This is a genomic window from Vibrio sp. YT-19(2023), from assembly GCF_033337395.1.
Genome location: NZ_JAWOQN010000013.1, coordinates 95,454 through 120,326 on the forward strand (window position 1 = coordinate 95,454; position 24,873 = coordinate 120,326).

The following is a 24,873-nucleotide window of genomic DNA, read 5'->3' on the forward strand; positions in this document are numbered from 1 at the left end:
ATTAACCCTCGACGGCTGTTGTTGCAGGAACTAGCTGTTTAAGAACGTAGTCAGATCCTTGTTTTTCAACTAGAAACCGAACTTTCTGTCCTTCTTCAAAACCCGATAGATCAACGTCTTCACCCACAGAGAAGTTCATCTCGCCTGCATCCCAGTTCCATTCTGCAACCGGTAGGTGGTTTAAGGTGATCATGCCAAAATCAGCCATCAGCATGCTAATGTCACCAGTTAGCCAAACCTCTGCGGCAATGACGCTGTTGTCTGCCTTGTAGTCGATGATTTGGTACTGACCGGACTCCGTCTTTTGCATTTCAAATTCGATAGCCTGACCTTTTTTCAAGTCACCCATCTCAACGCCATCTGCGAAAGTGAAGTTCATTACCATGCCCGGCCAATCCCATTCTGGTACAGGCTGGTGGTTGATGGTCAGCATGCGGTGATCTTTCATTACGTCTGTGACCTCACCTTTGGCCCATGCTGTTTCTGCCGCTGCTTCTACACCATTGATGCGAGACAGATCCGCCGACTGGCTTGATTCAGAATCGAGCATGAAGTGAGATGAAGTAACGATCTTATCGCCTTGTTTAAGTCCTTGTAATACTTCGATTTGTTCGCCAGCTTCACGGCCAACTTCAATTCGAGCTGAGCGGTATTTGCCTTCGCCCTCAGCCAGAACAACGCGAGTCATACCGCCAGAGCGAATAACAGATGACTTAGGAATCGTTAATACTGCGTCGTCAGTAACAGGCTGCAAGGCAATATTGGCGAACATGTTTGGCTTCAATGCGCCATCTGGATTAGGGAATTTAAGACGCACACGCAACGTACGTGTTTTCGGATCGAGGATTGGGTACACGTAATCTACGACACCTTGCCATTCATTGCCCGGAATCGCATCAAGGGTCATCGTGGCTTGAGAACCCGCTTTCATCCAGTGTGCTTGACGCTCAAAGACTTCTGCATCAACCCAAACATTGTCCAAAGGACCGGCACTGATCACCGCTTGAGCAGGGGACAAATAGCCACCTTCACGCACGTTTAAGCTCGCGATAACGCCATCAGCAGGTGCTTTGATTTCAATGGTTTGCGATGCTTTACCTCTACGAGTAATGGATTTGATTTGAGCACGGTCAACCCCAAGCGTTACCAAGCGTTCGGTCGCGCCTTTTACAAGACCTTTGCGGCCAGTGCGGTACGCATTCAGCAATTCTTCTTGTGCTTTAACCAGTTCAGGAGAGTAGAGCGTGAAAAGCACATCGCCTTTCTTAACTTTCTCACCCACGGCATTGATGTAGAGCTTTTCTACCCAACCCGCCACACGAACGTTGGTTTGCCATAACAGACTTTCATCAAAGGCAATATAGCCAACCGTTTCGATGCGTGGTGATAGCTGTTGTAGTGTCGCGTTTGCGGTTTTGACCCCGAGGTTGTTTTCTACTGAAGGGTCAATAGTCACTGTACCCGGTGCGTCTTGTTCACCGGATAGGTCTTCTGCGTAAACCGGAATCAAATCCATGCCCATTGGGGATTTACCCGGCTTGTCGCGTTTGTAGTTCGGATCCATTGGGGCAACCCAGTAAAGCGGATCATTAGAGCTTGCAGCAGATGCGCCACCCATCGCACTCATGTCGTGAGCCGAGCCCGTAAGAAAATGATTAGCACCAAACCCTAAAGCACCACCAACAATCAGCGCGATGGTTGCAATCTTAAATGTTTTCATTGTTTTACCTTATTTTCCCCTTCACATTTGACGCTACAGCGTTGTTGCCTGCTCTCGTTCACCCAAATCACATAGCAGATCTATGCTCATGGGATTCTCTCGTTTGCCGCCTAGCTGTAGCCCCAACTGTCTTGGGGAATCACAAATTAATATGTCGAAATAGAGCGAGCTTCCGGTGAAGCCACTTGGTAGTCGAAACCACCGAGTAGGGTGGCTAAATTGCTGTTTGCGATGTTGAGATCGGTCAGTAGACGTTGTTGCTCTAATTGCAGAGCCAACTCGTCTGTGGTGGCAGAAATCACATCGTTAAACTGCGCTGTGTTGTTTTGATAACCCCGCTCAACGGCTTGAATGCGCGCTTTCGCTTGAGGTAATAAGGTGGATTGATAACGTTCTAAGCGTTGGGTTAAGTTGCCGCGATCAACCAGCAAAGTGTTCACCTTGGCATTCATCTGCGTTAGTAAGGTGTCCTTTTGTGATTGTGCCGCGCCAACTTGGTATTGAGCGGCCGCGAGATTGCGATCTTGGCGGTCACCCGTAAACAACGGAATGTCCATGGTGAGGTAAGCGCTGACCAAATCTGATGCTGGCTCACCCATCATGTTGTCGGCTTGGCGGTAGGCGTACATTACCTCGACGCCAAACTGCGGGTTGTAGGCTTGCTCAGCAATTTCCACCTGCGTTTTATTTGCAGAAATGCTGACGTCGGCCATCTTAACCATCGGGTGTTGGCTGAGTTGCTGATAATGCTTGGTGGAACCCTGACTGGCAGCAAGTTTGCTGTTCAGTGTGTCCCAATTAAGTTGATTGCTCGCGTGCAGAGCCTCTTCGTTTGCCAACCAGTCTGACCCCAACCATTCGGAGAGTTGAGAGATAAGACGACGTTGCATTTGTGCGTTGGCTTGCAGTTTCTCATCCAATTTACTGACTTGAAGTTGGGCGTTGAGCAGATCTTGCGCTTCACTCTTACCAATCGAATAGTTGGTTTGAATAAAGCTTTCCATCTCCTTCATCAACTTGCGATTCTCAAGCATGATTTGCTCAGCGCGTTGCTGGTAACCAAGCTCTAACCAAAGTTGAGTCATGCTGTTGGCTACCTCAAGCTCACGAGCATGCACTTGAAGCCCAAGGCCATCGGCTTGTTGGTTGGCTTTCTTCTGTTGCAAATCAAGCGTAGAGCCACGCTCAAACTGTTGCATTAAACCAACGGAGATGTTGGTCATTGGGTCTTCATCGAATTTGAAGCTGTCGACAGGCAAGCCACCAAAACCCACTTTCAGTTTTGGGTCCATCAAGGTCGCACTCGCGACGCCCGTTTCACGCATGGCAGCAGATTGCGCTGAGTATTGCTTACGATTGCCATCGTTACTCAACGCGACGTTGATCAGTTGGGCAAGCTTGGTCGTTGAAGCTCGCTCACTTGATGCGGAATTTTGCGCTGCGTGCGTCTCTTTACCTGCGGCGTTAACCAAGGTTGGCGCAGCGACCAGAGCTACCATAAAAATAGGTGCAGCTAAGCGGTATGGTTTGATATCCATAATCTAAATCCAGTGTTCGCCGGATCGATGGAGGTGCGGATTTTATTGCGGGAACAGTAAAGCCTTGTTACCTCATCGTTCAGGCGCATTAAAACAACCTGCGATACACGCGCAGGGTCGAATGCTAGGACGGATTTAGGCTATAGGAGGTCGGTATAGGTCGCGGCTTACGTGTACGACAGGGGAAGCAACTTCAGGAGTAATAGTTGCGCGATAGACAACGGGCATTGGGCTATTGATAGGATTCGGTAGGGGGACGAAAACTATCGTACACGCGGCAGTACAGCAGGTATGAACCATGCCGGAGCCTCCACCACAGTTCATGCTGGTTTCTCTTGCATCGCCATCTTCGGACATAGAAGCGTCATTCATGGAGACGTCCATCATGCCAGGCATACTGCAGTGTTCGCTGTCACCCATCATAGAAGGATGGTGAGCCATGCCAGTAGACATCATTTGAATATTCATCAACGGCTCACTGTTCGCCACACTAGATACCAATAGCACTAGCGTCGTGAAGAGAGTTAACCAGATTGTATGCAGCGATTTTAAGTGCATACCCTTTCCCATGTGTTTGATGAAAATGATGAAAACCCTTCGATTCTAAAGGTTAACCTAAGGGTAAGGTCAATCATTTATTACTCTTATTATCAAAATAGTCCAACCCTTCAGTTTGCGCACTTTTGAGGGAGTAAAACGTTTGTTAAACACCGAGTGTTGAAAGTTAGCGAAAGAAGCTCTCGCTTTTTATGACACGTGAAAAATGTGGTTTATAAGTTTTACATCACACTAACTTGTCTTACAAATGATTATCCTTATAGAATGTATGGTTTTACTTGTGCAGATTTGGATTTGCTTTGCTGCGGGGGTTGCATGATAGAAATTGTCATCGATGGAAAATATAGAATTGTAGAAGAGGGTCTAACCCTTTTAGAAGCAGCAAAAGTGTGTGGGGTCGAGATCCCATCGCTGTGCGGAATGAACAAAAGTAATGAAAAAGTACCGTGTGACTTGTGTGTAGTTGAAGTCGAAAGTGGCGGTACTAAGCGTGCGTGTGAACTCGAAGTTTACCGCGGCCTTAATGTGGTCACGCAATCAGAACAACTAAGCGAGCACCGCAGAAAAGCACTTAACCGCATCATGACGGACCATTACGCCGATTGTGAAGCGCCATGTAAAACCGCATGTCCAGCGGGCGTGGATATCCAGTCGTACCTTTATCACATCGCACAGAACGATCATCAAAAAGCGATTGAAGTGATTAAGCGTACGCTGCCTATGCCGTTATCGATTGGCCGCGTATGCCCAGCATTTTGTGAAAGTGAATGTCGCCGTTCGTTAGTCGATGAGCCTATCGCAATTCGTCAGCTAAAACGTCATGCCGCGGATGCGGATTTGTCTGCGCATGAAGCCTACGTACCAGAAAAGAAACGAAGCAAAGGTTTGAACATTGCCGTCGTCGGCAGTGGCCCTGGTGGTCTAACGGCTGGCTATTACCTATCGAACGAAGGCTATGACGTTACGGTCTTTGAATCCATGCCAAAAGCGGGTGGTTGGTTGCGTTATGGCATTCCAGAATACCGTTTGCCAAAAGACATTCTCGATAAAGAAATCGAACTGATGTGCCGCAATGGCATGCAAGTTCACACCAATCAAAAGCTGGGTGTGGATTTCACGCTTTCTCAATTGAGCGAAGAATACGACGCGGTGTGTTTGGCTGTCGGTGCGTCTCAAGCGGTTGAAATGCACTACACAGGCAGTGACCTTGAAGGTTGCTACTTAGGCGTTGATTACCTCAAAGATTACGTTACCGAGCAAAACTACGTCACGGGTCAGAAAGTCGCGGTGATCGGTGGTGGTAACACGGCAATTGACTGTGCTCGTACTGCGCGTCGTGCTGGTGCAGACACCACGTTGATTTATCGTCGTACTCGTGACGAAATGCCGGCAGAAGACTACGAGATTGTCGAAGCGGAACATGAAGGGGTGAAATTCCACTTCTTGACTAACCCTGCAGAAAACCTTGCCGATGAAACCGGACGAGTGAGTGCGATTCGTCTAGAGCGCATGGCGTTGGGTGAGCCGGATGCATCTGGTCGTCGAAGCCCTAAACCAACTGGCGAGTTCTTTACCGAAGAGTTCGACACCGTGATTGCAGCTGTATCGCAAAAGCCAGATCTGAGCTTCCTCGAAGGTGAAGATTTGTCGATTCCGCTTACGCGCTGGAACACCTCTGATGCAGATGTAAAGACCATGCACACCGGCACGGGTAACATCTTCAGTATTGGTGATTTCCGCCGTGGTCCAGCAACGGCAGTTGAAGCGGTGGGTGATGGTCGCGTTGCGGCAAAAGCCATTGACCTGTTTTTGAATGGCGATATGGCGGATATGCCAAAGGCGGCGTTCAACTCGCGTAAAGAGAAGAAACTCTCTCAAGTCGATCCGCTTCACTTCGAGAACATCCAAAAGGTCGCTCGCTCTATCATGCCTGAGCTGACTCCAGCACAACGCGAGCAAAGCTTCGCTGAAGTGGAGTTGGGCTTTGATAACGAAGAAGCGATGAAGGAAGCGGCGCGCTGTCTAGAATGTGGCTGTCAGGCAAATACCGATTGTGCGCTGCGTGATTACTCCACCGAATATGAAGCTGAGCAAAGCTTTGACTTCTCCTTGCAGATTAAATCACACCAAGATTGGTTAGATCTTCGTGCGAAAGACTTGCGTCATAAGTACGAAGTTGACCGCAGTTCTGAGTTTATTGAGTTTGATGCTAACCGCTGTATTAGCTGTGGTCAGTGTATCCAAGCGTGTCGCGACAAAGCCGTGCACGGTGTACTGAACTTTGTGTGCGATAAACAAGGTCGTCCCGCATTACGTCCTGATGATCGTCCACACTTTGGAAGTAACAAGAATGGCTTAACCCTAATGGGCGATTCGAACTGCGTGCAATGTGGCGCGTGCGTTCAAGTGTGTCCAACGGGTGCGATGGTCGATAGTCGTGACCGTTCGCAAGGTCGTACTGAAGATCTGAAAGCGGTCGAGACCATTTGTACATACTGTGGTGTGGGCTGTAAGTTGACTATGTTCGTGGACGAAGCAACCAATACGATTCGTTACGTGAAAGGCGGTGACTCGCCGGTGAACCAAGGCATGCTGTGTGTGAAAGGGCGCTTTGGTTTTGACTTCATTGGCAGTGAAGAGCGTCTTACCACGCCATTGATTCGTAAAGACGGTTGGTTGCAGCCTGCAAGTTGGGAAGAGGCGATTCAACTTATTGCAAGTAAGTTCTCTGGCATCAAGCAAGATTTTGGCAGCAACGCATTAGCGGGTTTCTCTTCAGCGAAAACCACCAACGAAGACAACTACGCGTTCCAAAAATTTGTCCGTCGTGAACTGGGCACCAATAACGTCGACCACTGTGCGCGCTTGTGTCACGCATCGAGTGTAACCGGTCTTGAGGCATCACTCGGTAGTGGTGTAATGACCAACGACATTCCAAGCATTAAGCACTCTGATGTGATCTTTATTATTGGTTCGGATACTACATCGGCGCACCCGATTATCGCTTCACACATCAAGCAAGCAATTCGTCACCATGGCGCACGTTTGATTGTGGCTGACCCGAAACGTGTCGATATGGCAGAGCATGCAGAGCTGTATATGGCGCACCGCCCGGGTACGGATGTGATGCTCCTAAATGGTGTCATGCAGCAGATCATCAAGAACGGTTGGTACGATCAAGAGTACATCGAAGAACGTGTCGACGGCTTTGATACCTTGTTGCAAGAGGTGATGTCGCCAGCTTACAACCTCGATAAAGTGGAGTTGGTTACGGGCGTAAAAGCCGAAGACATTCAAGCAATGGCGCGCATGATCGGTACGGCAGATCGTACGGCTGTTTACTATTCGATGGGTATCACTCAGCATACGACAGGTCATGACAACGTGCGTTCTATCGCTAACCTGCAATTACTGTGTGGCAACATCGGTATTGAAGGTGGTGGTATCAACCCGTTGCGTGGTCAATCAAACGTGCAAGGCGCGTGTGATATGGGTGCTTTGCCAAACAGCTTCCCGGGCTACCAAAAGGTATATAACCCAATTGTGCGTCAGAAGTTTGCGATTGAATGGAACGCACCAAATCTGCCTTCTGAACAAGGTCTAACCCTGACAGAAATCATTGATGCGGCTTGCCATCGTGACGTTCGTGGTATGTACATCATGGGTGAGAACCCAGTATTGAGCGACCCGAACCAAGCGCATGTGATTGAAGGTTTAGAAGCACTCGATTTCTTGGTGGTTCAAGACATCTTCCTAACGGAAACTGCGCAATACGCGGATGTAGTTCTGCCTTCTTGCTCGTTTGCAGAGAAAGCGGGCCACTTCACCAATACGGAGCGTCGTGTTCAGCGTGTGAATCCGGTCGTAACGGCGCCGGGTGAAGCGAAAGAGGATTGGTGGATTATTCAAGAAATCGCCAATGCCATGGGCAGTGATTGGGATTACCATTGCGTGTCTGATATCACCAATGAAATCGCACGAGTGACGCCTCAATACGCGGGTCTTCGTTGGGATGCCATTACGCCAAACGGTGTGCAATGGCCGAGCAACAAGAACAACCCTGCCGGTACTCGCATCATGCACCAAACCCAGTTTACTCGTGGTAAAGGGCAAATGGTGGGCGTACCGTTCCGTTATGCGGCTGAACTGCCAGATGAGGAGTATCCGCTTGTGTTAACGACTGGTCGTGTGCTTGAGCAGTTCCACACCGGCACCATGACGCGCAAAACCAAAGGGTTGGATAATCTTGCTGGCCCTCGTGCGATGGTGAGTGTGGAAGACGCAGAAGCGCTTGGCATCAGTAATGGTCAGCGTCTGACGGTGTCTACACGTCGCGGCAGCATTGAGATTGATGCTTTTGTGACTAAGCGTATTCAAAAAGGAGTGGTGTTCATTCCATTCCACTTTGTTGAATCGCCGGTGAACCGTTTAACGACAACGGCGACTGACCCGCATGCGAAGATCCCTGAGTTCAAGGTCGCTGCGGTTAAAGTGGAAGTGAGCGAAAAGACAACGCAGACAGAGTCTCTCGAAGATAGTTACCAACACGTTTAAATTCGGCGAGTCACGTTGTTGTGGGCACTGACAATTTGAGCCTAGTTGATGGGCGGATAATCTACTCTTGATTTCCGCTCTCACTACATTCACTCGGATTGTCTTTTTCTTCAAACTCCTTTTACTTTTCTGTTATCACCGCGCTCCGGTTAGTTTTCCTTTCTTACTTCTTACTTCTTACTTCTTACTTCTTACTTCTTACTTCTTGCTGTCTCTGTGGCGTATTTTTGTTCAAGCCCATGATGAGAGTGCAATAAAGTTTGTTGTTGAGCTTGTCATAGAATTGACTGTCTCTGACTGTCCCCTGTTATTTGGGCAAGTTCTATAACCTAAACTTTGCTCGCTTCCTATACTGAATTAACGAAGCAAGATTTTTATAACAACAAGAGGAAGCTTGTATGACAAGAACAACCTCATTTGCACTCGTTTTATTACTTATGTGCGCATACTTTGGTTACAACCGTTATTATGTATACCCCCAGCAGTTGGAAACACAGGCGAAATCGATGCTAATACAAATGGCAAATCGCGAAGAGTGGGTAGATGTGTTTGAGATGATGAATCGCGTAGACGCGCATAAGGGCCATTTGGAACTTGTTGCTGACGTGACATCCTCTGATGGTCAGCGAGCGTACAGTGAAGGTATTATCACGTACACGGATCGCGAAGGCGTTGTCTGTAAACAGGTAGTGTTCAACTTTAAAATAAACTCTTTGAAAAACTACAATATTTCCGATTTACGAGATTGTTCCTACGGTGAGTACTATTAATATTGTCTGAGAGTTGAGCTCGATAGCACAGTGTATGAATACACAAACAAAAAATAGCCCTTCGTTGGGGCTATTTTTGTTTTTAAGGAATGAACGCAATATCGTGGGATTAGTCGAGTGATTTTTTGAAGCGAAATGAAGCGACAATAAGGCCGATAACAGTGAATCCAAGTAACCAGACTGTATCTCGCCATAGCTCCATTAAATCTGCACCGCGCAGTACCACACCACGAATAATGCGCATAAAGTGAGTGGCTGGGAGGGCTTCTGATATCCATTGTGCCGCGACGGGCATTCCTTCATAAGGGAACATAAATCCGGACAGAAGAATCGACGGCAAAAGAATAAACACCGTCATCTGCATGGCCTGAAGCTGTGTCGTTGCAATGGTGGATATCACCAAACCTAAGGTTAAACTCGCGGCGATAAACAACAGTGTGCCAAACAGTATCTGACTAATGGCGCCGTTTATCGGCACGCCAAATATCCAGTGACCCAAGCCTAAAATGATAAACACCTGTATCAGACCAACAAAGATGTAGGGAATGATCTTCGCCACCATGAGTTCGATGGAGTGGATGGGTGTGGTAATCAGTAACTCTAAATTGCCACGTTCTCGTTCTCGGACAATGGCTGCACTGGTGAACAAGATCATCGTCATGGTCAGAATCACACCCAACAAACCAGGGACAATGTTTACCGCCGAGCGCCGACTCGGGTTGTAATACAGCGCAACTTCAAAGGTTTTGGTTGGGGCAGGGCGTATCTCAAAATCAAAATCCGTTAACGGCATGGTTTGTAGTGAGAGAATCGCAGAACTGATCATGGTGTCTGAACCATCCACAATCCACTGCCCAAGCTCTCTGCCTTGCACCATACGTTGGGTTAAGTCGCTAGGCAGAATTAAAGCCGCTCGCACCAAACCGTCTTGAATGGCTTGCTCGGCTTCTGAAGCGGTAGCGAAGGTTTCGACCACGTCGACCACTTGCGTGACTTTGACGGACTCGGTGATCACACGCCCGGCAGTACTGCCACTTTGATCGACGACGCCAACGGGAATGTTGCGAATATCGGTATTTATGGCAAAGCCGAACAGCAGGAGCTGAATCAACGGGATCATCACGACCATGCCAAAGGTAATGCGGTCACGTGAAAGCTGACGGATCTCTTTGATCATTACCGCTTTCATACGGGCAATAGATTTCATCATTGGCGACCTTCTCCCGTAACGCTGACAAACACATCTTCCAAGCTAGGACGAGCAATGTTCATCTCGCAGCCATCAAGCTCAGGAAAGGTCTGGGTTAACCATTCGATCGGTTCTTCGATGTGCTGGTGGATTAAAATGCGTAAGCGAATGCCGAGCTGTGCGGCTGAGCGTACTTCTTCGCGTCGAATGACTTTCTCTTTTAGCTCGCGTAAATTATCCGCTTTGACTTCGACGATGTTAACGCCCATTTGCGCCATGAGTTCTTCTGGCTCACCATCGGCGCGGATTTCGCCCGCTTCCATAATCGCCAGACGATGGCAGCGTTCTGCTTCATCCATGTAGTGCGTAGTGACCAAAATCGTCGTACCTTGGTCAGAGAGATCAAACAATTGCTCCCAGAAATCGCGTCGGTTTTCTGGGTCAACCGCAGATGTGGGTTCATCGAGAAACAATAGCTCTGGTTTGTGCATAGTGGCTGCGGCGAGAGACAAGCGTTGTTTCTGGCCGCCACTCATTCCGCCGACGCGCTGTTTACGCAGTTGGTCGAGCCCGTAGGTGGCTAGTTGTTCTTCGATGCGAGCTTTCAGAGTCTTGGTTTCCATACCAAAGATTTGTCCAATAAACTCAAGATTCTCTTGAACCGTCAGGTCATCATAGAGGGAAAACTTTTGTGTCATGTAGCCAATCTTGAGGCGCAGAAGCTCAGATTGTTTTGGGATCTCTAGCCCGAGTACATCGACATTGCCCTCGCTTGGGCTAAGCAAGCCCGTCAACACACGAATGGTTGTCGATTTACCGCAACCGTTGGGGCCAAGAAAACCATAAATACTGCCTTTGGGCACATTAAGCGTGATGTTGTTGATGGCGGTGAAGTCACCAAACTTTTTCACTACATTTTCAGCTTGAATCGCGTATTCGGTCATTGGCTTACTCCACCAAATCCACTTGCGCTGTGATACCTGAAGGCAAGGATTGTGCGGAGTCTTGAAGGTCGACTTCTGCTAAGTACATCAAACGCGAACGTTCTTCCTCGGTAAGCGCGAAATAAGGCGTGAATGAAGGCTCAGTTGCTACCCAACGAACGGTGCCGCTATACGGTTGCTCAACGCCATCTACATGCACGTTAACCGTTTTACCCGGCACAAAGTCGACTCGATAGTTAGCAGGAACATAAACGCGAGCGTATGGGACGCGGCTGGCTTGAATTACGGCAACAATACCATTAACAGGAACGCGTTCACCAAGGTTAAACGGTAGGTTATCTAACAAGCCATCTCGCGTGGCCGTGATGGTGAGTTCTGCCAGCTTTTGTTCTTGCAGTGCTACATCGGCTTTTGCAGCCATGAGTGCGGCTTTCGCTTGTTCAATATCTTCAGGGCGAGAGCCAGCCGTCAGTTTACTGAACTCTTCTTGTGAGGAGTCCAATTCAGCGCGGGCAGAATCTCTGGCTGCTAAAGCGGTGTCTTTTTCTGATTGGCTGATGAGTTTCTTGCGGACTAACTCCGCTTTACGTTGGTAGTTCTTTTGCGCTTCAACCAATTGAGCTTCCGCTCTGGCAACGCGTGCTTGCGCTGCGGCAATGTCTTCTGGTCGCTCACCATTGGTCAATTTCAAAAGATAGGCGTCAGCCTTGGCTTGTTCGGCAACTGCGTGAGCTAAAACGGCTTCTTGGTTCTTTGTATCGAGCTGAACCAGCACTTCTCCTTCGGTGACTTGGCTGCCTTCCTTAATGGGTAGGGCACGAATTATCTCGCTAGAGGTGGCAGTAAAGGTTACGCGGTCACGTTCTAATGTGCCAAGGGCTTGCTGTCCGTCATCTTTGGAACAGGCAGTTAAAAGAGTCAGGGCTAGGGTGCCAAGAATGATTCGCTTCATCATGCGACGCTTCCTCTAAGAAGGTGAGCTCGAACTCGTATCAAGCTATAGAAGAGTATGGGACTGCATTCAGTGTAACGTGAGTCAGTTTTGTCCGGCTAGGAAGTTAATTCCTTCAATATTCATCAATTGATTAATTATTGAAGCTGGCTTGATCCTGCGGAAGCCGTGCTTTACTTGGCTCTTTTAAGTTGATTACATGAAAATCATTTAAACAAAAATCTTGCCTTTCATGTAGAGCACGCCGTCGCCAGATACTCTTACTTGTTCGCCAGTAACTTCACAGTGCAAAATGCCTCCGCGCTGAGAAGCTTGGTAAGCGACCAGTGATGTTTTGCCTAACGCTTCTGCCCAGAACGGTGCTAACCCAGCGTGAATCGAGCCAGTTACGGGGTCTTCGTCACCACCATTTGCAGGCCAAAAGTAACGAGATACAAAGTCTTGTTGATCGCCTTTTGCGGTAACGACCACATCGTAAGGAGCGAGTGTCTTGAGGTGCTCTGAACGGTATTGAACCTCAAGTACCTCCTGCTGGTTGCCGACCACCACGAAATACGCTTGAGGGCTAAGCAGTACGCGTTCCACATCGCAACTTAGGCCTTCAATCAATGCCGAGGGAATATCAGAAACGGCTTTTGGAGGACGAGCAGGGAACGTCATCTCGATCTTACCTTGCGCATTCTTCTCTACGGTGAGGGTCCCTACTTCCAGAGTATGAAATTCAATCGTGCCATTAATGCCAAACTCATCAAACAGAACTAACGAAGAGGCCAGTGTTGCGTGTCCACAGAAATCGATTTCAGTAATCGGAGAGAACCAACGAATCTCATATTGGTTTGCGCCAATGGACTTTAGGAAAGCCGTCTCTGATAAGTTGTTTTCTGTCGCGATATTTTGCATCAATTCTGGGGCTAGCCATTCCTCTAACGGTATCACCGCTGCTGAGTTGCCTTTGAATTGCGTATCGGTGAAGGCGTCCACCACGTAGATATCCAATTCCATTTTCCTTCCTTGTTCCGTGAGCGATTAATTAGCATAAACCAAGTGCAATTAAGAGAGTAAGAAATTTGTGTTAGAATCTTAAAGTGTCAAAATTATAGATTATTTTGTGTTTTTTGATACTTACTGACAAGGATTCGGACTGCTGGGTACTTACACTAGTGTTGAATTCATTGAAAGGAAGAAAAACATGAAAGCGATCTACAAATCAGTTTTGGCATTGAGTGTTTTTGCGGTCGGTTCTGCCCATGCATTTGAACTCGTGAGTAGAGATATTCAAGAAGGCCACCCGATGGCGAAGACATTTGAATACTCTGGTTGGGGATGTGATGGCGGGAATCAATCACCACAATTGATGTGGAAAGAAGCTCCAAAGGGCACAAAAAGTTTTGCGATCACCGTGTATGACCCCGATGCGCCAACAGGCAGTGGTTTTTGGCATTGGATAGCGTTTAATATTCCATCCACCGTTAGCGAGCTGCCTCGAGGCATTGATATGAACAAGTTAGGCGGCAAAGAATCTCGTATTGACTACGGCACAACGGGGTTCGGCGGCGCGTGTCCTCCAAAGAATGATGGGATGCATCGTTACCAGTTTACGGTGTGGTCATTGCCAACTGAAGAACTGAATTTGGCTGAAAACACGCCTCCAGCCATTGTAGGGTTTACTTTGAATAGTGTTGCTTTGGGTAAAGCGACATTAACCACGACTTACACGCGATAATTGAATATAAGGGGAGAGAATGGGTCACCAATATCAGGTTACGCTGTTTCGTGCGGAGCAGCAGCAGAAGCTTCGTAATGTCAGGATTCACTCCCCAAGCCTTATTCAGATTGTTAAGGGGAGTAAACATCTTTTCTGGAAAGATGAAGTACTCGACATCCATCATCCAAATATCATGCTTTGTGAAGCAAATGCATCCCTAAATTTTGAAAATCTTCCTCTACAAGGGCGATTTCTTTCTCGAATGTTCAGTTTTCACTGTGTGCCTAGCGATGAAATGTTGGAGCTAAGCATGAGCAACGCATTAGGAAACTATGTACCCGTTGTTGAGACAGATAAAGCATTGCAAGCGACGTTAAATGCTTTGTTTTCGTTTGAGCGGGAAAGCTTAAGTGAAGCGACACAACGCTATTGGATTATGGGCCTATATCAGCAGCTAGCTGAGAGAGGGTTATTGCATCGGTTGTTCTCGAGTTCACATATCTCTTTTAGTCAGAAACTTAGTCGTTACTTATCGCGCTCTCCAGGGGAGGAGCATCCATTAGACATGGTCGCGGGGCATTTTGCTATGAGCCGAGCAACATTGATACGCAAATTGAAACAAGAAGGTACCCAGTATCGTGAAGTATTGGCAGAAGTGCGCTTAAATCACGCACTTTACTTGATGCAAAATGGCTCGTATAACGTTACTATGCTCGCACAGTTGTGTGGTTATCAGTCAGAGGGGCGTTTTAGCCAACGCTTTAAAAGTAAGTTCGGCCTAACGCCCAGCGAGTATATTAAAACGGTAGTGAGTTAATGTTTTACCGCTTTTGTATTTTTTGTGCTTTTTAGGTTAGCCATAATATTTGGTTTTCATTCGCAATGCTACGTTCACCAAAGCAATCAATACAGGCACTTCGATCAGCGGGCCAATGACACCAGCAAAAGCTTGGTCTGAGTTTAGGCCAAACACCGCGATAGAAACCGCAATTGCCAATTCAAAGTTGTTGCCCGTTGCCGTGAAGGCAATCGACGCATTTTTGTCGTAGTCGATACCCATTTTCTTACCAACGAAGAAGCTGACAAAGAACATCAATACGAAGTAGATAGCCAGTGGAATTGCTACACGGAATACATCCATTGGCAGTTCAAGAATCATTTCACCTTTCAAGCTGAACATCAGTACGATGGTCGCAAGTAGGGCGATAAGCGTAATTGGTGAAATGCGTGGGATGAACACGTCGTTGTACCATTGTTCACCTTTCGCAGCGACCAGCCATTTACGGCTTAGGAAGCCCGCTAGGAATGGGATACCAAGGTAAATCAGAACGCTTTCCGCGATGTCCATCATCGAGATATCAACCACGAAACCTTCGTAACCAAAGACTGGTGGCAACACAGTGATGAATAACCATGCCATCACACTGTAAGTCACGATTTGGAAAGCGCTGTTTAGTGCAACTAGGGCTGCGCCGTATTCTTTGTTACCGCCACCGATATCGTTCCATACCAATACCATCGCAATACAACGAGCAAGACCGATCAGAATGATACCAACCATATAACCCGGATGATCACCTAGGAAAGTCAATGCAAGGATGAACATCAAAATAGGGCCGACAATCCAGTTCATGACCAAAGACAGCGTGATCGCTTTTTTGTCTTTCGTCACTGTGCCTAGCAGGTTGTAGTTCACCTTTGCGAGTGGCGGGTACATCATCAAAATCAAACCAATCGCGAGCGGTACGTTCGTGCTGCCGACTGACATTGATTCGTTCCACTCAGCAACTTGAGGGAACGCTGCGCCAATACTTACACCGATTGCCATTGCGACAAAAATCCACACCGTTAGGTAACGGTCCAAGAAGCTCATTTTGTCGCTGGCACTATTTAAAACTTGAGTAGTCATAGTGTTCTCTTATTCGTTTATCGTCGAAAGGCGATGGTTGAAGGTATAGTTTATCTCTGCACGCCTGACCAGCGTGCAAAGGGAATTAATCAAATAACTTGGAAAAGCCTAGATTGAACTGATCAAACGCGTCGCGTTGAATGCGGTAACACACCTTAGGTGGGTTTGGCTCGGCGCTGATAAAGCCTGCTTGCTTGAGAATACGCAAGTGCTCGGAAACAGTAGATTGCGCAAGACCCAGTTCAGAAACCAAATCACTGTTCAAACAACCGCCCATGGTATCGAGCGTGTGCAGGATATGCAGAATGCGCAAACGTGCTGGATGCGACAAAGCTTTTGCTTGTGCTGCGAGAGTTTGTTCTTTCTCGAGCTGTTGTTGCGTTGTCTGAAAAACAACTTCGCACGTGTCCTTGCACTTATCACTCATTCGCTGGCCTTAATAGTTAATCGTCGAACTGCGATAAAGTGTACGCCTGCTCTGTGGAAGATGCAACAACTCGATGAAAAAATTAATCGTAAAATAACGATGAATAAAAAATTGAAAAAACATATGTTTTAAAAACAGTGATATAATAAAAAATTAAGTAGGTTACTAAAAGTTAACTAATTGCACTATATTTCTAGGTTACCATAATAAACCACATCCGACGCACAATGGTTACTGCGTCATCTTGTGAACTTATTTAAAGGTAATCCCATGAGCAACGTACTGATCATCAATGCACACGAACCATCACCATATTCAGAAGGTCGTCTAAATGCTTCTCTTGTCGACAAAGCACAGACGCTTTTGCAAGCAAAAGGCCATGAGGTTCGCGTTGTGACAATGCAAGATGAGATCAACGTAGATGAGCAACTCGCACACTTTGAGTGGGCTGATCGCGTGATCATCCAAAGCCCAATCAACTGGATGTCTGTGCCTTGGTCATTCAAAAAATACATGGACGACGTGTTTACTGCGGGTATGGGCGGCGCACTATGTGCATTCGATGGCCGTAGCGCAGAAGAACCAAAGAAAAACTATGGTACAGGCGGCACTCAAACCAACAGCAAATACATGCTGTCACTGACATTCAACGCGCCAGAAGAATCGTTTGATGATGAGAACGAATACCTATTCCAAGGTAAAGGCGTGGACGATTTGATGTTCCACATGCACGCTAACTTCCGCTTCTTTGGTATGTCAGCATTACCTACATTCGCTTGTTATGATGTGATGAAGAACGCAGATATCGAAAACGATTTTGTTCGTTTCGAAGCTCACATTAACGAAAACTTCTAATCCTTTTAGAAAGATAGTGCGAACTGAATGATGAATTGAGATGGACTGCTGTACGCGGTCCATTTTTATTTGTTTGCGGCGAGGTGACGTTTTTATTACTCTAAAGCACTAAATGTATCTAGCTTACTTTTCGTTACCTAGATTAGGTGCGTATCTTGAGGTGTATTGTGGAAAGCAGAATCAGTGTAGATAGCAAAGGTCGTAAGTCAGTGGCGAACGTATGTGCGGAGCCATGTGCTATCGAGAAAGGGATGCGTTTAATTGGTGGTAAATGGAAAGGTTCTCTGATTTATCATTTGAAAGACGGCCCAGTTCGTTTCAATGACTTAGCACGCATGCTAGGCGGTGCAAGTAAAAAGATGATCGACCAACGTCTTAAAGAGCTAGAAGCGGAAGGTATGGTGGTGCGTAAAGTGATCAGCGACCGCCCAATTGCAGTCAGCTATGAACTAACAGAGTTCGGCCGTACCGCACTTAAGATTCTTGATGATTTGCGAATTTGGTCTGAAAAGCATCAAATTGAGCTTCGTTAAGACCAAAGTAGTTAATCGCAAACGTCACTCTCTTTTGAAAGCTGATTAACAATACATCGCCGTTTATACCCAAGTAACTTAGATGTGCTTCATTCAAATCGTAATTTGTTTCGTAAAACAACGTACTCTTTCGAGTCAGGCATATCGAAGCTACTTGAGCATAATCGTACTTTTTAAGTTTTTGATTTTTAGTTATTATTTTATCATACTTAATAAGTTGTAGAATAAATCACTCACTTCAGTTGAATTTAAAAAAGCACTATTTAATTCCAGTTTCTTTTCAAAATCGGAATATTTATCGAATTCCTCTTTCTCAACTAAACCTATTGGTGAGTTGTCGTTAACGTGGCTTTCATATTTTTTGATGGTATATAATTTAGACCTTTCGTCAAAATATTGAATTATCTTAATGTTAACGTCAGGTCTCTCCGTATTATACGTGATCGTAATTTTTTCATAATCTTTATTAATCGGAGTCGTAAGCCCTGTAGGGTAGATGATTTTAAACCTATTAATGTCATTCTTCTTCGTGCTTTTATAATGTTTTGAGTATGAAAAGTTTTCAATTGCACTTTTAGTGACGATAATTGACTCACCTTTCTTTAAACCGTATTCGGTACATTCATAATCGTCGACAACCGTAGAATTTCTTTTCTTTTCAATCAGGTAGGACATAGTTGCAGATGTCCCTCCGTGTTCCAGTTTTTGTTGGTTTACAGAACAATAGAAATGACCTTTGTCCACCGTCATTGCGTTGACTTGTTCCGGATTTGAAATGGTGGGATGTATATCTTTTGCTGGATCGTTGTCGCTTCCTCCTGAACCGCATCCAACTAATCCGATACAAACGGCCATATAAAGCAAAGAGATTTTATTCATACTGTATTTCTCAATTAAGATGTGTGATTGCAAATAACGATTAATTACATTTTTATAAAGTGAAATGTTTTTTATTTTAATTGAACGGTGTTTTATTGGTAATTTAATCGTTTGCTTTTATTTTGTCTCTTACGGTATCTATGTTTTCATTTATGGTATGAATTATTAGATTTGCACAATTTTGAGTTGCAATAGGATAATAATCGCTAGCCAACTACTTGTGTAGGTACCGTTATGATTTATATATCCGTTAAGTCTAAGTTTTTAGTTTTAATTTCATGTATTTATCGTGAAAGTGACTTAGAAGTAAATAACTAACGTTGTTTGAGGGGAGCCTGGGCTTCACTGATCTTGTTTTTCATCAAGGCGTTGTATAATGAACAAGGACTCTATTTCCAACTTGTTGATACATATCAGATCTCACGGATCTGATATGTATTCCAAGTTATTCTCACTAAGGCAAGAATCCTAGCTTATTTAAGGATAGAAAGTTTACTTGGGTGTAGAAGATATTAGTAATCCAATGTGCCACGGATAGGGTAGTTATTGTTTGGATCGCGAATCCATGCCAATCCGCGTGATGGCGCGCCAAGCTCAGGGCGAACAAACGGGTTGTTTGAAATATCCACCACGTGTAAGTCGCCGTGTTCATTCACCACAAACAGACCTGGTTCTGCGAAATTATGATCGGTTTCCTGTTCAGATCGAGGAATAGATACATACAAGCCTAGCGTTTTCATTTGTTCTTCGGTCAGGCCGTAAGCGATAGGGAAGCTGATTTCGAGTTTCTCTAGATGCCCCTCTAGCTGTGCTTTTGAATCGCCAGAAACGGCAAGAATATCGACGCCAGCATCAGCGAAAGCCTGTTTGTAACTCTCAAGCTCGTTGAGGTACTTAGTACAAAGAGGGCAGTGTTTACCACGATAAACGAATACTGCTTGCCAAGTCGCATCACCTTGCGGCTGACCCAACGTTACGCTTGAACCATCTAGCAAAGTGGCTTGAAGATGAGGGAAGCTGTCGCCCGCTTTAAGTTTCACTGAAGTTGCCATATTGACTCCCGAATTGGTGGTGTATATCCATGAATGCCCCTTTCTCAACAAAGCGATTGGGGGATGAGACTTCAATGTAGACTCTGTTTTGCGGTGTTTCAACTAGTTAACTTTTAGTAACCTGCAATAAGGTAGTAGAGTGCAAAAGATGAAAAAGCAGAACTTAAGATACAACGAAGTGGGGGTGTAGTATCAGGAGCTAAGTTCTGCTTGAGGTTAGGCTATGACCACTGGAACATATCGTTAAGATAAACCAGAGTCATCACTTCTATTTTATTACTCGATTGAGCTAGGCGTTGCTGAAAAAAGTACGCCATCATTGGCTTCTTCATTTTTCCTCCTTTAGCTGACGAGTAAATTATGCGTATAAAAGGGGAGATAAAAAAGAGAGTGCTTTTGTTGACTTTATTCCTAATAACGTAAATATCTGGGGCTTTAAAGCCGAATTTGGAGGTTAATTGTGGAAAAGGGGAACAGATAATTAGGAAGTTTTCTTATTTTATTACCGCCAACTTAAGTAAACTATTCCTATCCACAAACTTCACAGATCTAAGGTTGATTCAGTGTCTGATCTCAATTTGTTTCGCTATTACCAACGATTACTCTCGTTTAGTGTTGGTGATGAAACAAAAACCACGTTACAGGACATTGCCGACATCATGTTCACTTCTTCTCGGCATGCTCGTAGCCTGCTAACGCAGATGCAGCAGAAGGCGTGGTTGAGCTGGCACCCGAAAGCTGGGCGGAACCAACGATCGACTCTTATTCTGAATATGGAGTTAGACGTTTTAAAAGAGAGCTTGGCTCTTGAACGTATCAAGCTAGGCAAGTATGAAAAAGCACTGGCGATATTAGATGAAGACGAAATGGCATTTGGCCGTTTGTTAAAAACAACGTCTGGTGCTTCTGTTCAAGAAGGACAGCTCAATATTCAATTAACCTATAAGCGAATGTTTGAGCGCGTCGTTCCACATCAACTTCAGCGTAGCAGCGAACGTTTCTTATTAAGGCAAATCTATTGTTGCTTAGTTTCGAGTGATAACAATGGGAAAGTGCAACCAGAACTCGCACATCACTGGCGTTATGACGAAGACACCTACGAATGGACTTTCTACCTTCGTCCAGGTCTGACTTTTCATAATGGTAATTCCATTGATGCAGAAACAGTGGTTAGCTTGTTTGCAAAGTTGAGTTCATTACAGTACTACGAAAAAGAGTTGGCACATGTTGCTAACATTACTGCGCCAACGCCATTGAAAGTTGTTTTTAAGCTTAATCGAGCTGACTTGGGCTTTGCTGGACTTATTTCTGGTGTGAAATACGGCATTCAACCAGTAAGCCAAGTTAACGTAGCGAATAACAAGCTGGTGGTCGGAAGTGGCCCATTCTCTGTTGTCGAGCACAATGAAAGTCGTTTAAAACTGCAAGCATTTAATGGTTACTATGCATGTAGAGTTCTAACGGATTTGGTGACTATCTGGATTGTTAATGACGAGCAAATGGAGAACCCGTCATTGGCAGCAAATACGTTGCAAAGGGATACTTCGCCCGAGGAGGATTTGTGTGGACACTATATGTCGACGCAAAACCGAGAAAACTCATCGGCGAGCAAGCGTAGTCGAATAGAAGATGGTTGCTTATTCGCCTTATTTAATCAGCACGCTAAGCACAAACTCTCTTTAGCGCAGCGCCGTTATATTAGTGAGCTAATTCAACCTGAGCGCTTGGCCGAAGTGATGCGCCGCGAGAATATTGTATTTGGGAGTATACCCGCTTATAACCTGCTACCAGGTTGGAAGCCAGTGCTCCGTCCGTTCAGTGAGCCGCTTAAGTTACCTAAACACATTACGATAGCAGGATATAACTATACCGCGTTGCGTCGCTGTGCGCGGGCTATTTCTAATCGTTTGGCGAGTGTTGGCAGTAAAGTAGAAATTGTTATGTATTCCTACCGTGAGCTGAACGAGAAGGCTAAGAACGGTGAGCTAAATGAGACAATGGTCGTAACGAACATAAACCTAGATGATAATCGTCATGCCTCAGCGTTCACGAACTTCTTCAGCAACGCGGTGCTATTCCACACTTTGGGAGAAAAGAACGCAAAATGGTTAGATGAACAACTACAGAGAGTCAGATCTTTCGTTCCACTTGAGGACTACCTTAATGCATTGGAGCCAATTGCATCGACGTTGATCAGCGAATACTGGATTGCACCCATGTTCCACCATACACAAACTTTGCGTTTCCAAGGTGTTTTAGAAGACGTCGCTCTTACTAACTGGGGTTGGCCAGATATTCGCTCGGTGTGGTCGGCGGATTAACTGCTTTAGTTATTGAGCAAAGTGCTGCTTCACAAATTCAATGAAGGCTCTGGTTTTCGCCGATTGATAGATAAGTTGTGGGTACACCAAGTAAACCGCGTTGTGCTCGTGGTCGGTTTCTTCCGATAGAACCTGCACTAGACGGCCATGTTCAACGTCTTGTTCGACAAAGTAACTTGCTAACCGAGCAATGCCATTGCCAGACAGGGTTGATTCTTTGAGTAAGCGGTTTTCATTGCTTGAAAGCCAACCTTGGGTTTGAACTGTTCCCGTTTTTAACGGCCACTCTTTTTGATGCAATGTGGTTAAGCATTGATGCTGTTTTAAATCTGCTAACGTCTCTGGCGTACCTTCTTCTTGCAGATACTGAGGAGAGGCAACCAGCCAGTGGTGGTAGTCCAAAAGGTGCTGCGCAATCATATTCTCGGGCGGCGTTCTTGTTGCTCGAAACGCAAAGTCGACGCTGGTTTCCGTCAGATTAAACGCTTGATAGCTAGAAAGAATCTCGAACTCTACGTTTGGATGTAAAGCGCGAAACGCCACACACAAATCATGCAGCACCGCTTCGGCAAACATCTTGGGAGCAGTAAGACGAATCAGACCGTCTACTTGCTCAGATTGCTGACTTAAACTCTTTTCCATTTCCATTACGCGGCGTTTGAGATCTTCCGCTTGTGCAAAGATCGATTCACCTTCTGCTGTTAGTCTCACGCTGCGTGTGGTTCGAACAATCAAAGGCGTTGCGAGTTCCGATTCTAAGCGCTTGATTTGTTCCGACAGGTAACTTTTAGAAATGCCAAGTTGCTCCGCTGCTCTAGAAAAATTGAGTGTTTGAGCCACTTCGGCAAACAGCATCAGTTTTTCGATTCTCTTATAATCTGCCATCTTGATTGCTCGTCTTTATTGTTCGGTAGCGAGGATAATGAATTCGATTTTACGGTATTAAACTAATTTTTACGAACGGTAAGATGGTTAGAGTTAACTTAAGAAATTGAAGATGCAGAAATCGGAAAAGTGAGAATAACGATGAACAATCCAACACTACCGCTCGCCAAAACCTTACCTAACGTTAGCCGCTTGGTCTTCGGCTGCATGGGGCTTGGAGGGGAGTGGAATCGCAACCCATTAACCGCCCAAGATGAAAACCAAGCTTATGCCGCTGTAGAGGCAGCATTAGAGGTTGGCATCAATCTCTTTGATCATGCGGATATCTACAAATTCGGTAAGGCAGAAGAAGTGTTTGGGTGCATCTTAGCCAATGACTCAACCTTACGAGAGCGAATTTATCTGCAATCCAAGTGCGGCATCCGTCTAGGAGATGAGCAAGGTGTTAAGCAGTATGACTTCTCTGCCAAATGGGTGACGGCTTCTGTTGAGGGCATTCTTGAGCGCCTTGGCGTGGAAAACCTTGATGTTTTGATGCTGCATCGTCCTGATCCTTTGGTTGAATTTGAAGAACTGGGCACAGCGCTAAAAGCACTGAAACAAGCTGGCAAAGTTAACCACTTCGGTGTTTCTAACATGAACAGTGCTCAAATTGATCTTCTTCAACAAGCAACGGGCGAAGTTATTGTGGTGAACCAGTTGGAAATGAGCCTGGCTAAGTCTGACTTCATCAAGCAAGGCATGGGGCTTCCTTCGTCGGCATCTGACTACGTTGTAGGAACACTGGAACATGCCCGTAAGCACAATATCCAACTGCAAGCGTGGGGCAGTATGGCGCAAGGAAGATTCTCAGAGCGTGGCTTACATTCTGATGATCACAATACCAGACAGACGGCGGAGATGGTGATGGCGCTAGCAGCTGAATATGGCGTGCCGTCAGAGGCGATTGTTTTAGCCTTCCTAACGCGTCACCCAAACCAAATTCAACCTGTTATTGGTACTGCAAACCCACAACGTATTCGCGCTTGTGCTCAAGTAGAGAGCGTCACGCTATCACGTAGCCATTGGTATGGCTTGTTCGAGAAAACCCTTGGTCATGAGATCCCGTAGGAGAGAAAAATGAAATACGTACAAGTTCAAACTCTGATTCAAACGGCATTGGAAATTGCGACTGCTCGCAAGCAAAACATTGCGGTTGCCGTGGTTGATACACATGGAGAATTGCTCGGTTTTACCCGAATGGATGATGTGAGTGTGCAAGCAGGTTTATTGGCACAGAACAAAGCTTACACCTCGGCTAGAGACCGTCAGCCTAGCGGCAATCTGGGTGCTTGGGCTCGTGAGACGGGTAAGCAGTTGAGTTATTGGACTGACCCGAAGATCACAGGCTTTATGGGTGGTGTGCCTATAGAACAAGAGGGGAAAATCGTCGGTGCAATTGGCATTAGCGGTTTGGCTGAGCAAGATGATGAAGCACTTGCGATGGAAGTATTAAACGCGCGTTGAGTATAATGTTTATCAGTAGGTGTGATGCTTTGTCCAGCTTTGTACTCCAAGTTCACAGGCTTCGTCGAGTCACAAAGCTATCTAATAGCCTGAAGTAAGCAGAAGTTGAAATCGCGAACTATGATTAATTTATTTGAAAGCTTTGAGGCCTAAATATGTTTCATAAGGTATTCGTTTCGCTATTTTTTGTTCTCCTCTCAGGCTGTGGTACGAGTGACAGCGCGTTAAAAGAGAGCGGTTATGATGAAGCTTATATCCAAGGCTTTCATGACGGTCGGCATAGTGGTATGCAAGAGGCAGGGAATGATTTTGAACACTATATTAAGGACGAAACAAGGTATCAAACCGACTCAGATTATCGACAAGGCTGGGATGCTGGTGAGGTAGAGGGTAATAAGTTACAAAAGCAGGCGACCGCGATAGGACAAGGCATGATTGATAGTTCATATGAAGAACGTGATGTATTTGATCCTGATAAAGTGGCGAAAGATGCAATAAAAGGCGTTGATACATCGGAATTAAAAAGCCTAGAGTAACGGACTGATATAAAAAATAAAACTCGTCATTTGACGAGTT

22 protein-coding genes are annotated in these 24,873 nt (G+C 45.9%); 10 read left to right on the forward strand and 12 right to left on the reverse strand.

The genetic code is table 11. The features are described 5' to 3' along the window. Position 1: 1 nt before the first annotated feature. From R7E78_RS11935 to R7E78_RS11945, 3 genes are all read right to left on the reverse strand, one after another. Positions 2-1,720, reverse strand: a complete 1,719-nt coding sequence (locus tag R7E78_RS11935) for an efflux RND transporter periplasmic adaptor subunit (protein ID WP_318057899.1) — start codon at positions 1,718-1,720, stop codon at positions 2-4. A gap of 146 nt (positions 1,721-1,866) precedes the next feature. Continuing rightward, on the reverse strand, positions 1,867-3,258 hold the full coding sequence (locus R7E78_RS11940) for a TolC family protein (RefSeq protein ID WP_104029242.1): 1,392 nt from the start codon (positions 3,256-3,258) through the stop codon (positions 1,867-1,869). A gap of 135 nt (positions 3,259-3,393) precedes the next feature. Then, positions 3,394-3,816: a hypothetical protein gene (locus R7E78_RS11945; protein WP_005375429.1), complete on the reverse strand. Its 423-nt coding sequence runs from the start codon at positions 3,814-3,816 to the stop codon at positions 3,394-3,396. A gap of 315 nt (positions 3,817-4,131) precedes the next feature. On the opposite strand from R7E78_RS11945, the gene fdhF reads away from it, so the two are divergent. Further along, positions 4,132-8,370 carry a formate dehydrogenase subunit alpha gene (gene fdhF, locus R7E78_RS11950; RefSeq protein ID WP_318057900.1) on the forward strand — a complete coding sequence of 1,413 codons (4,239 nt, stop codon included), beginning with the start codon at positions 4,132-4,134 and terminating at the stop codon, positions 8,368-8,370. A gap of 398 nt (positions 8,371-8,768) precedes the next feature. Further along, positions 8,769-9,140 carry a hypothetical protein gene (locus tag R7E78_RS11955; RefSeq protein ID WP_005375433.1) on the forward strand — a complete coding sequence of 124 codons (372 nt, stop codon included), beginning with the start codon at positions 8,769-8,771 and terminating at the stop codon, positions 9,138-9,140. A gap of 109 nt (positions 9,141-9,249) precedes the next feature. On the opposite strand, the gene R7E78_RS11960 is transcribed toward R7E78_RS11955, so the two are convergent. The 4 genes from R7E78_RS11960 to R7E78_RS11975 all read right to left on the reverse strand — a co-directional run bounded on the left by R7E78_RS11960 (position 9,250) and on the right by R7E78_RS11975 (position 13,227). Beyond that, entirely contained in the window at positions 9,250-10,347 is a 1,098-nt protein-coding gene (locus tag R7E78_RS11960) for an ABC transporter permease (protein WP_017635233.1), read from the reverse strand. Further along, entirely contained in the window at positions 10,347-11,273 is a 927-nt protein-coding gene (locus R7E78_RS11965) for an ABC transporter ATP-binding protein (RefSeq protein ID WP_054701300.1), read from the reverse strand. The genes R7E78_RS11960 and R7E78_RS11965 overlap by 1 nt, the downstream gene beginning before the upstream one ends. 4 nt (positions 11,274-11,277) lie before the next feature. Then, positions 11,278-12,228, reverse strand: coding sequence for an HlyD family secretion protein (locus tag R7E78_RS11970; protein ID WP_411913756.1), 951 nt, complete (start codon positions 12,226-12,228; stop codon positions 11,278-11,280). Positions 12,229-12,435: 207 nt separating this feature from the next. Continuing rightward, the gene (locus R7E78_RS11975; protein WP_017821512.1) at positions 12,436-13,227 is read right to left on the reverse strand and encodes a PhzF family phenazine biosynthesis protein; all 792 of its coding nucleotides are present in this window, start codon (positions 13,225-13,227) and stop codon (positions 12,436-12,438) included. A 187-nt stretch (positions 13,228-13,414) separates the two neighbouring features. Here R7E78_RS11975 and R7E78_RS11980 point away from each other — a divergent pair, with 187 nt between their 5' ends. Continuing rightward, positions 13,415-13,948 (forward strand): YbhB/YbcL family Raf kinase inhibitor-like protein, encoded by a 534-nt coding sequence (locus R7E78_RS11980; protein ID WP_017821511.1) that lies wholly within the window; start codon positions 13,415-13,417, stop codon positions 13,946-13,948. A 19-nt stretch (positions 13,949-13,967) separates the two neighbouring features. Further along, positions 13,968-14,747: a helix-turn-helix domain-containing protein gene (locus R7E78_RS11985; protein ID WP_318057901.1), complete on the forward strand. Its 780-nt coding sequence runs from the start codon at positions 13,968-13,970 to the stop codon at positions 14,745-14,747. 36 nt (positions 14,748-14,783) lie between these two features. On the opposite strand, the gene arsB is transcribed toward R7E78_RS11985, so the two are convergent. Then, a complete protein-coding gene (arsB, locus tag R7E78_RS11990) occupies positions 14,784-15,839 on the reverse strand; it encodes an ACR3 family arsenite efflux transporter (protein WP_318057902.1) in 1,056 nt (351 codons plus the stop codon). Positions 15,840-15,924: 85 nt separating this feature from the next. Next, entirely contained in the window at positions 15,925-16,266 is a 342-nt protein-coding gene (locus R7E78_RS11995; protein ID WP_005375451.1) for an ArsR/SmtB family transcription factor, read from the reverse strand. A 270-nt stretch (positions 16,267-16,536) separates the two neighbouring features. On the opposite strand from R7E78_RS11995, the gene R7E78_RS12000 reads away from it, so the two are divergent. Both R7E78_RS12000 and R7E78_RS12005 read left to right on the forward strand, forming a co-directional pair. Further along, a complete protein-coding gene (locus tag R7E78_RS12000; RefSeq protein ID WP_005375454.1) occupies positions 16,537-17,121 on the forward strand; it encodes an NAD(P)H-dependent oxidoreductase in 585 nt (194 codons plus the stop codon). 167 nt (positions 17,122-17,288) lie between these two features. Then, positions 17,289-17,654: a winged helix-turn-helix transcriptional regulator gene (locus R7E78_RS12005; protein ID WP_005375456.1), complete on the forward strand. Its 366-nt coding sequence runs from the start codon at positions 17,289-17,291 to the stop codon at positions 17,652-17,654. A 195-nt stretch (positions 17,655-17,849) separates the two neighbouring features. Here the strand turns inward: R7E78_RS12005 and R7E78_RS12010 are convergent, their stop codons facing one another. Continuing rightward, on the reverse strand, positions 17,850-18,533 hold the full coding sequence (locus tag R7E78_RS12010) for a hypothetical protein (protein ID WP_054578682.1): 684 nt from the start codon (positions 18,531-18,533) through the stop codon (positions 17,850-17,852). Between the two features lie 512 nt (positions 18,534-19,045). Next, positions 19,046-19,585 carry a redoxin domain-containing protein gene (locus R7E78_RS12015; RefSeq protein WP_318057903.1) on the reverse strand — a complete coding sequence of 180 codons (540 nt, stop codon included), beginning with the start codon at positions 19,583-19,585 and terminating at the stop codon, positions 19,046-19,048. A gap of 563 nt (positions 19,586-20,148) precedes the next feature. Here R7E78_RS12015 and R7E78_RS12020 point away from each other — a divergent pair. Continuing rightward, positions 20,149-21,906, forward strand: a complete 1,758-nt coding sequence (locus R7E78_RS12020; RefSeq protein ID WP_064354582.1) for an SgrR family transcriptional regulator — start codon at positions 20,149-20,151, stop codon at positions 21,904-21,906. Positions 21,907-21,915: 9 nt separating this feature from the next. On the opposite strand, the gene R7E78_RS12025 is transcribed toward R7E78_RS12020, so the two are convergent. Then, positions 21,916-22,791, reverse strand: coding sequence for a LysR family transcriptional regulator (locus tag R7E78_RS12025; RefSeq protein ID WP_318057904.1), 876 nt, complete (start codon positions 22,789-22,791; stop codon positions 21,916-21,918). Between the two features lie 141 nt (positions 22,792-22,932). Here R7E78_RS12025 and R7E78_RS12030 point away from each other — a divergent pair, with 141 nt between their 5' ends. The 3 genes from R7E78_RS12030 (at position 22,933) to R7E78_RS12040 (ending at position 24,833) form a co-directional block, all read left to right on the forward strand. Further along, on the forward strand, positions 22,933-23,901 hold the full coding sequence (locus R7E78_RS12030) for an aldo/keto reductase family oxidoreductase (protein ID WP_213961754.1): 969 nt from the start codon (positions 22,933-22,935) through the stop codon (positions 23,899-23,901). A gap of 9 nt (positions 23,902-23,910) precedes the next feature. Next, complete coding sequence (locus tag R7E78_RS12035; RefSeq protein ID WP_064354585.1) at positions 23,911-24,297, forward strand: GlcG/HbpS family heme-binding protein; 387 nt, start codon at positions 23,911-23,913, stop codon at positions 24,295-24,297. Positions 24,298-24,452: 155 nt separating this feature from the next. Next, entirely contained in the window at positions 24,453-24,833 is a 381-nt protein-coding gene (locus R7E78_RS12040; RefSeq protein ID WP_213897590.1) for a hypothetical protein, read from the forward strand. Positions 24,834-24,873 lie beyond the last annotated feature (40 nt).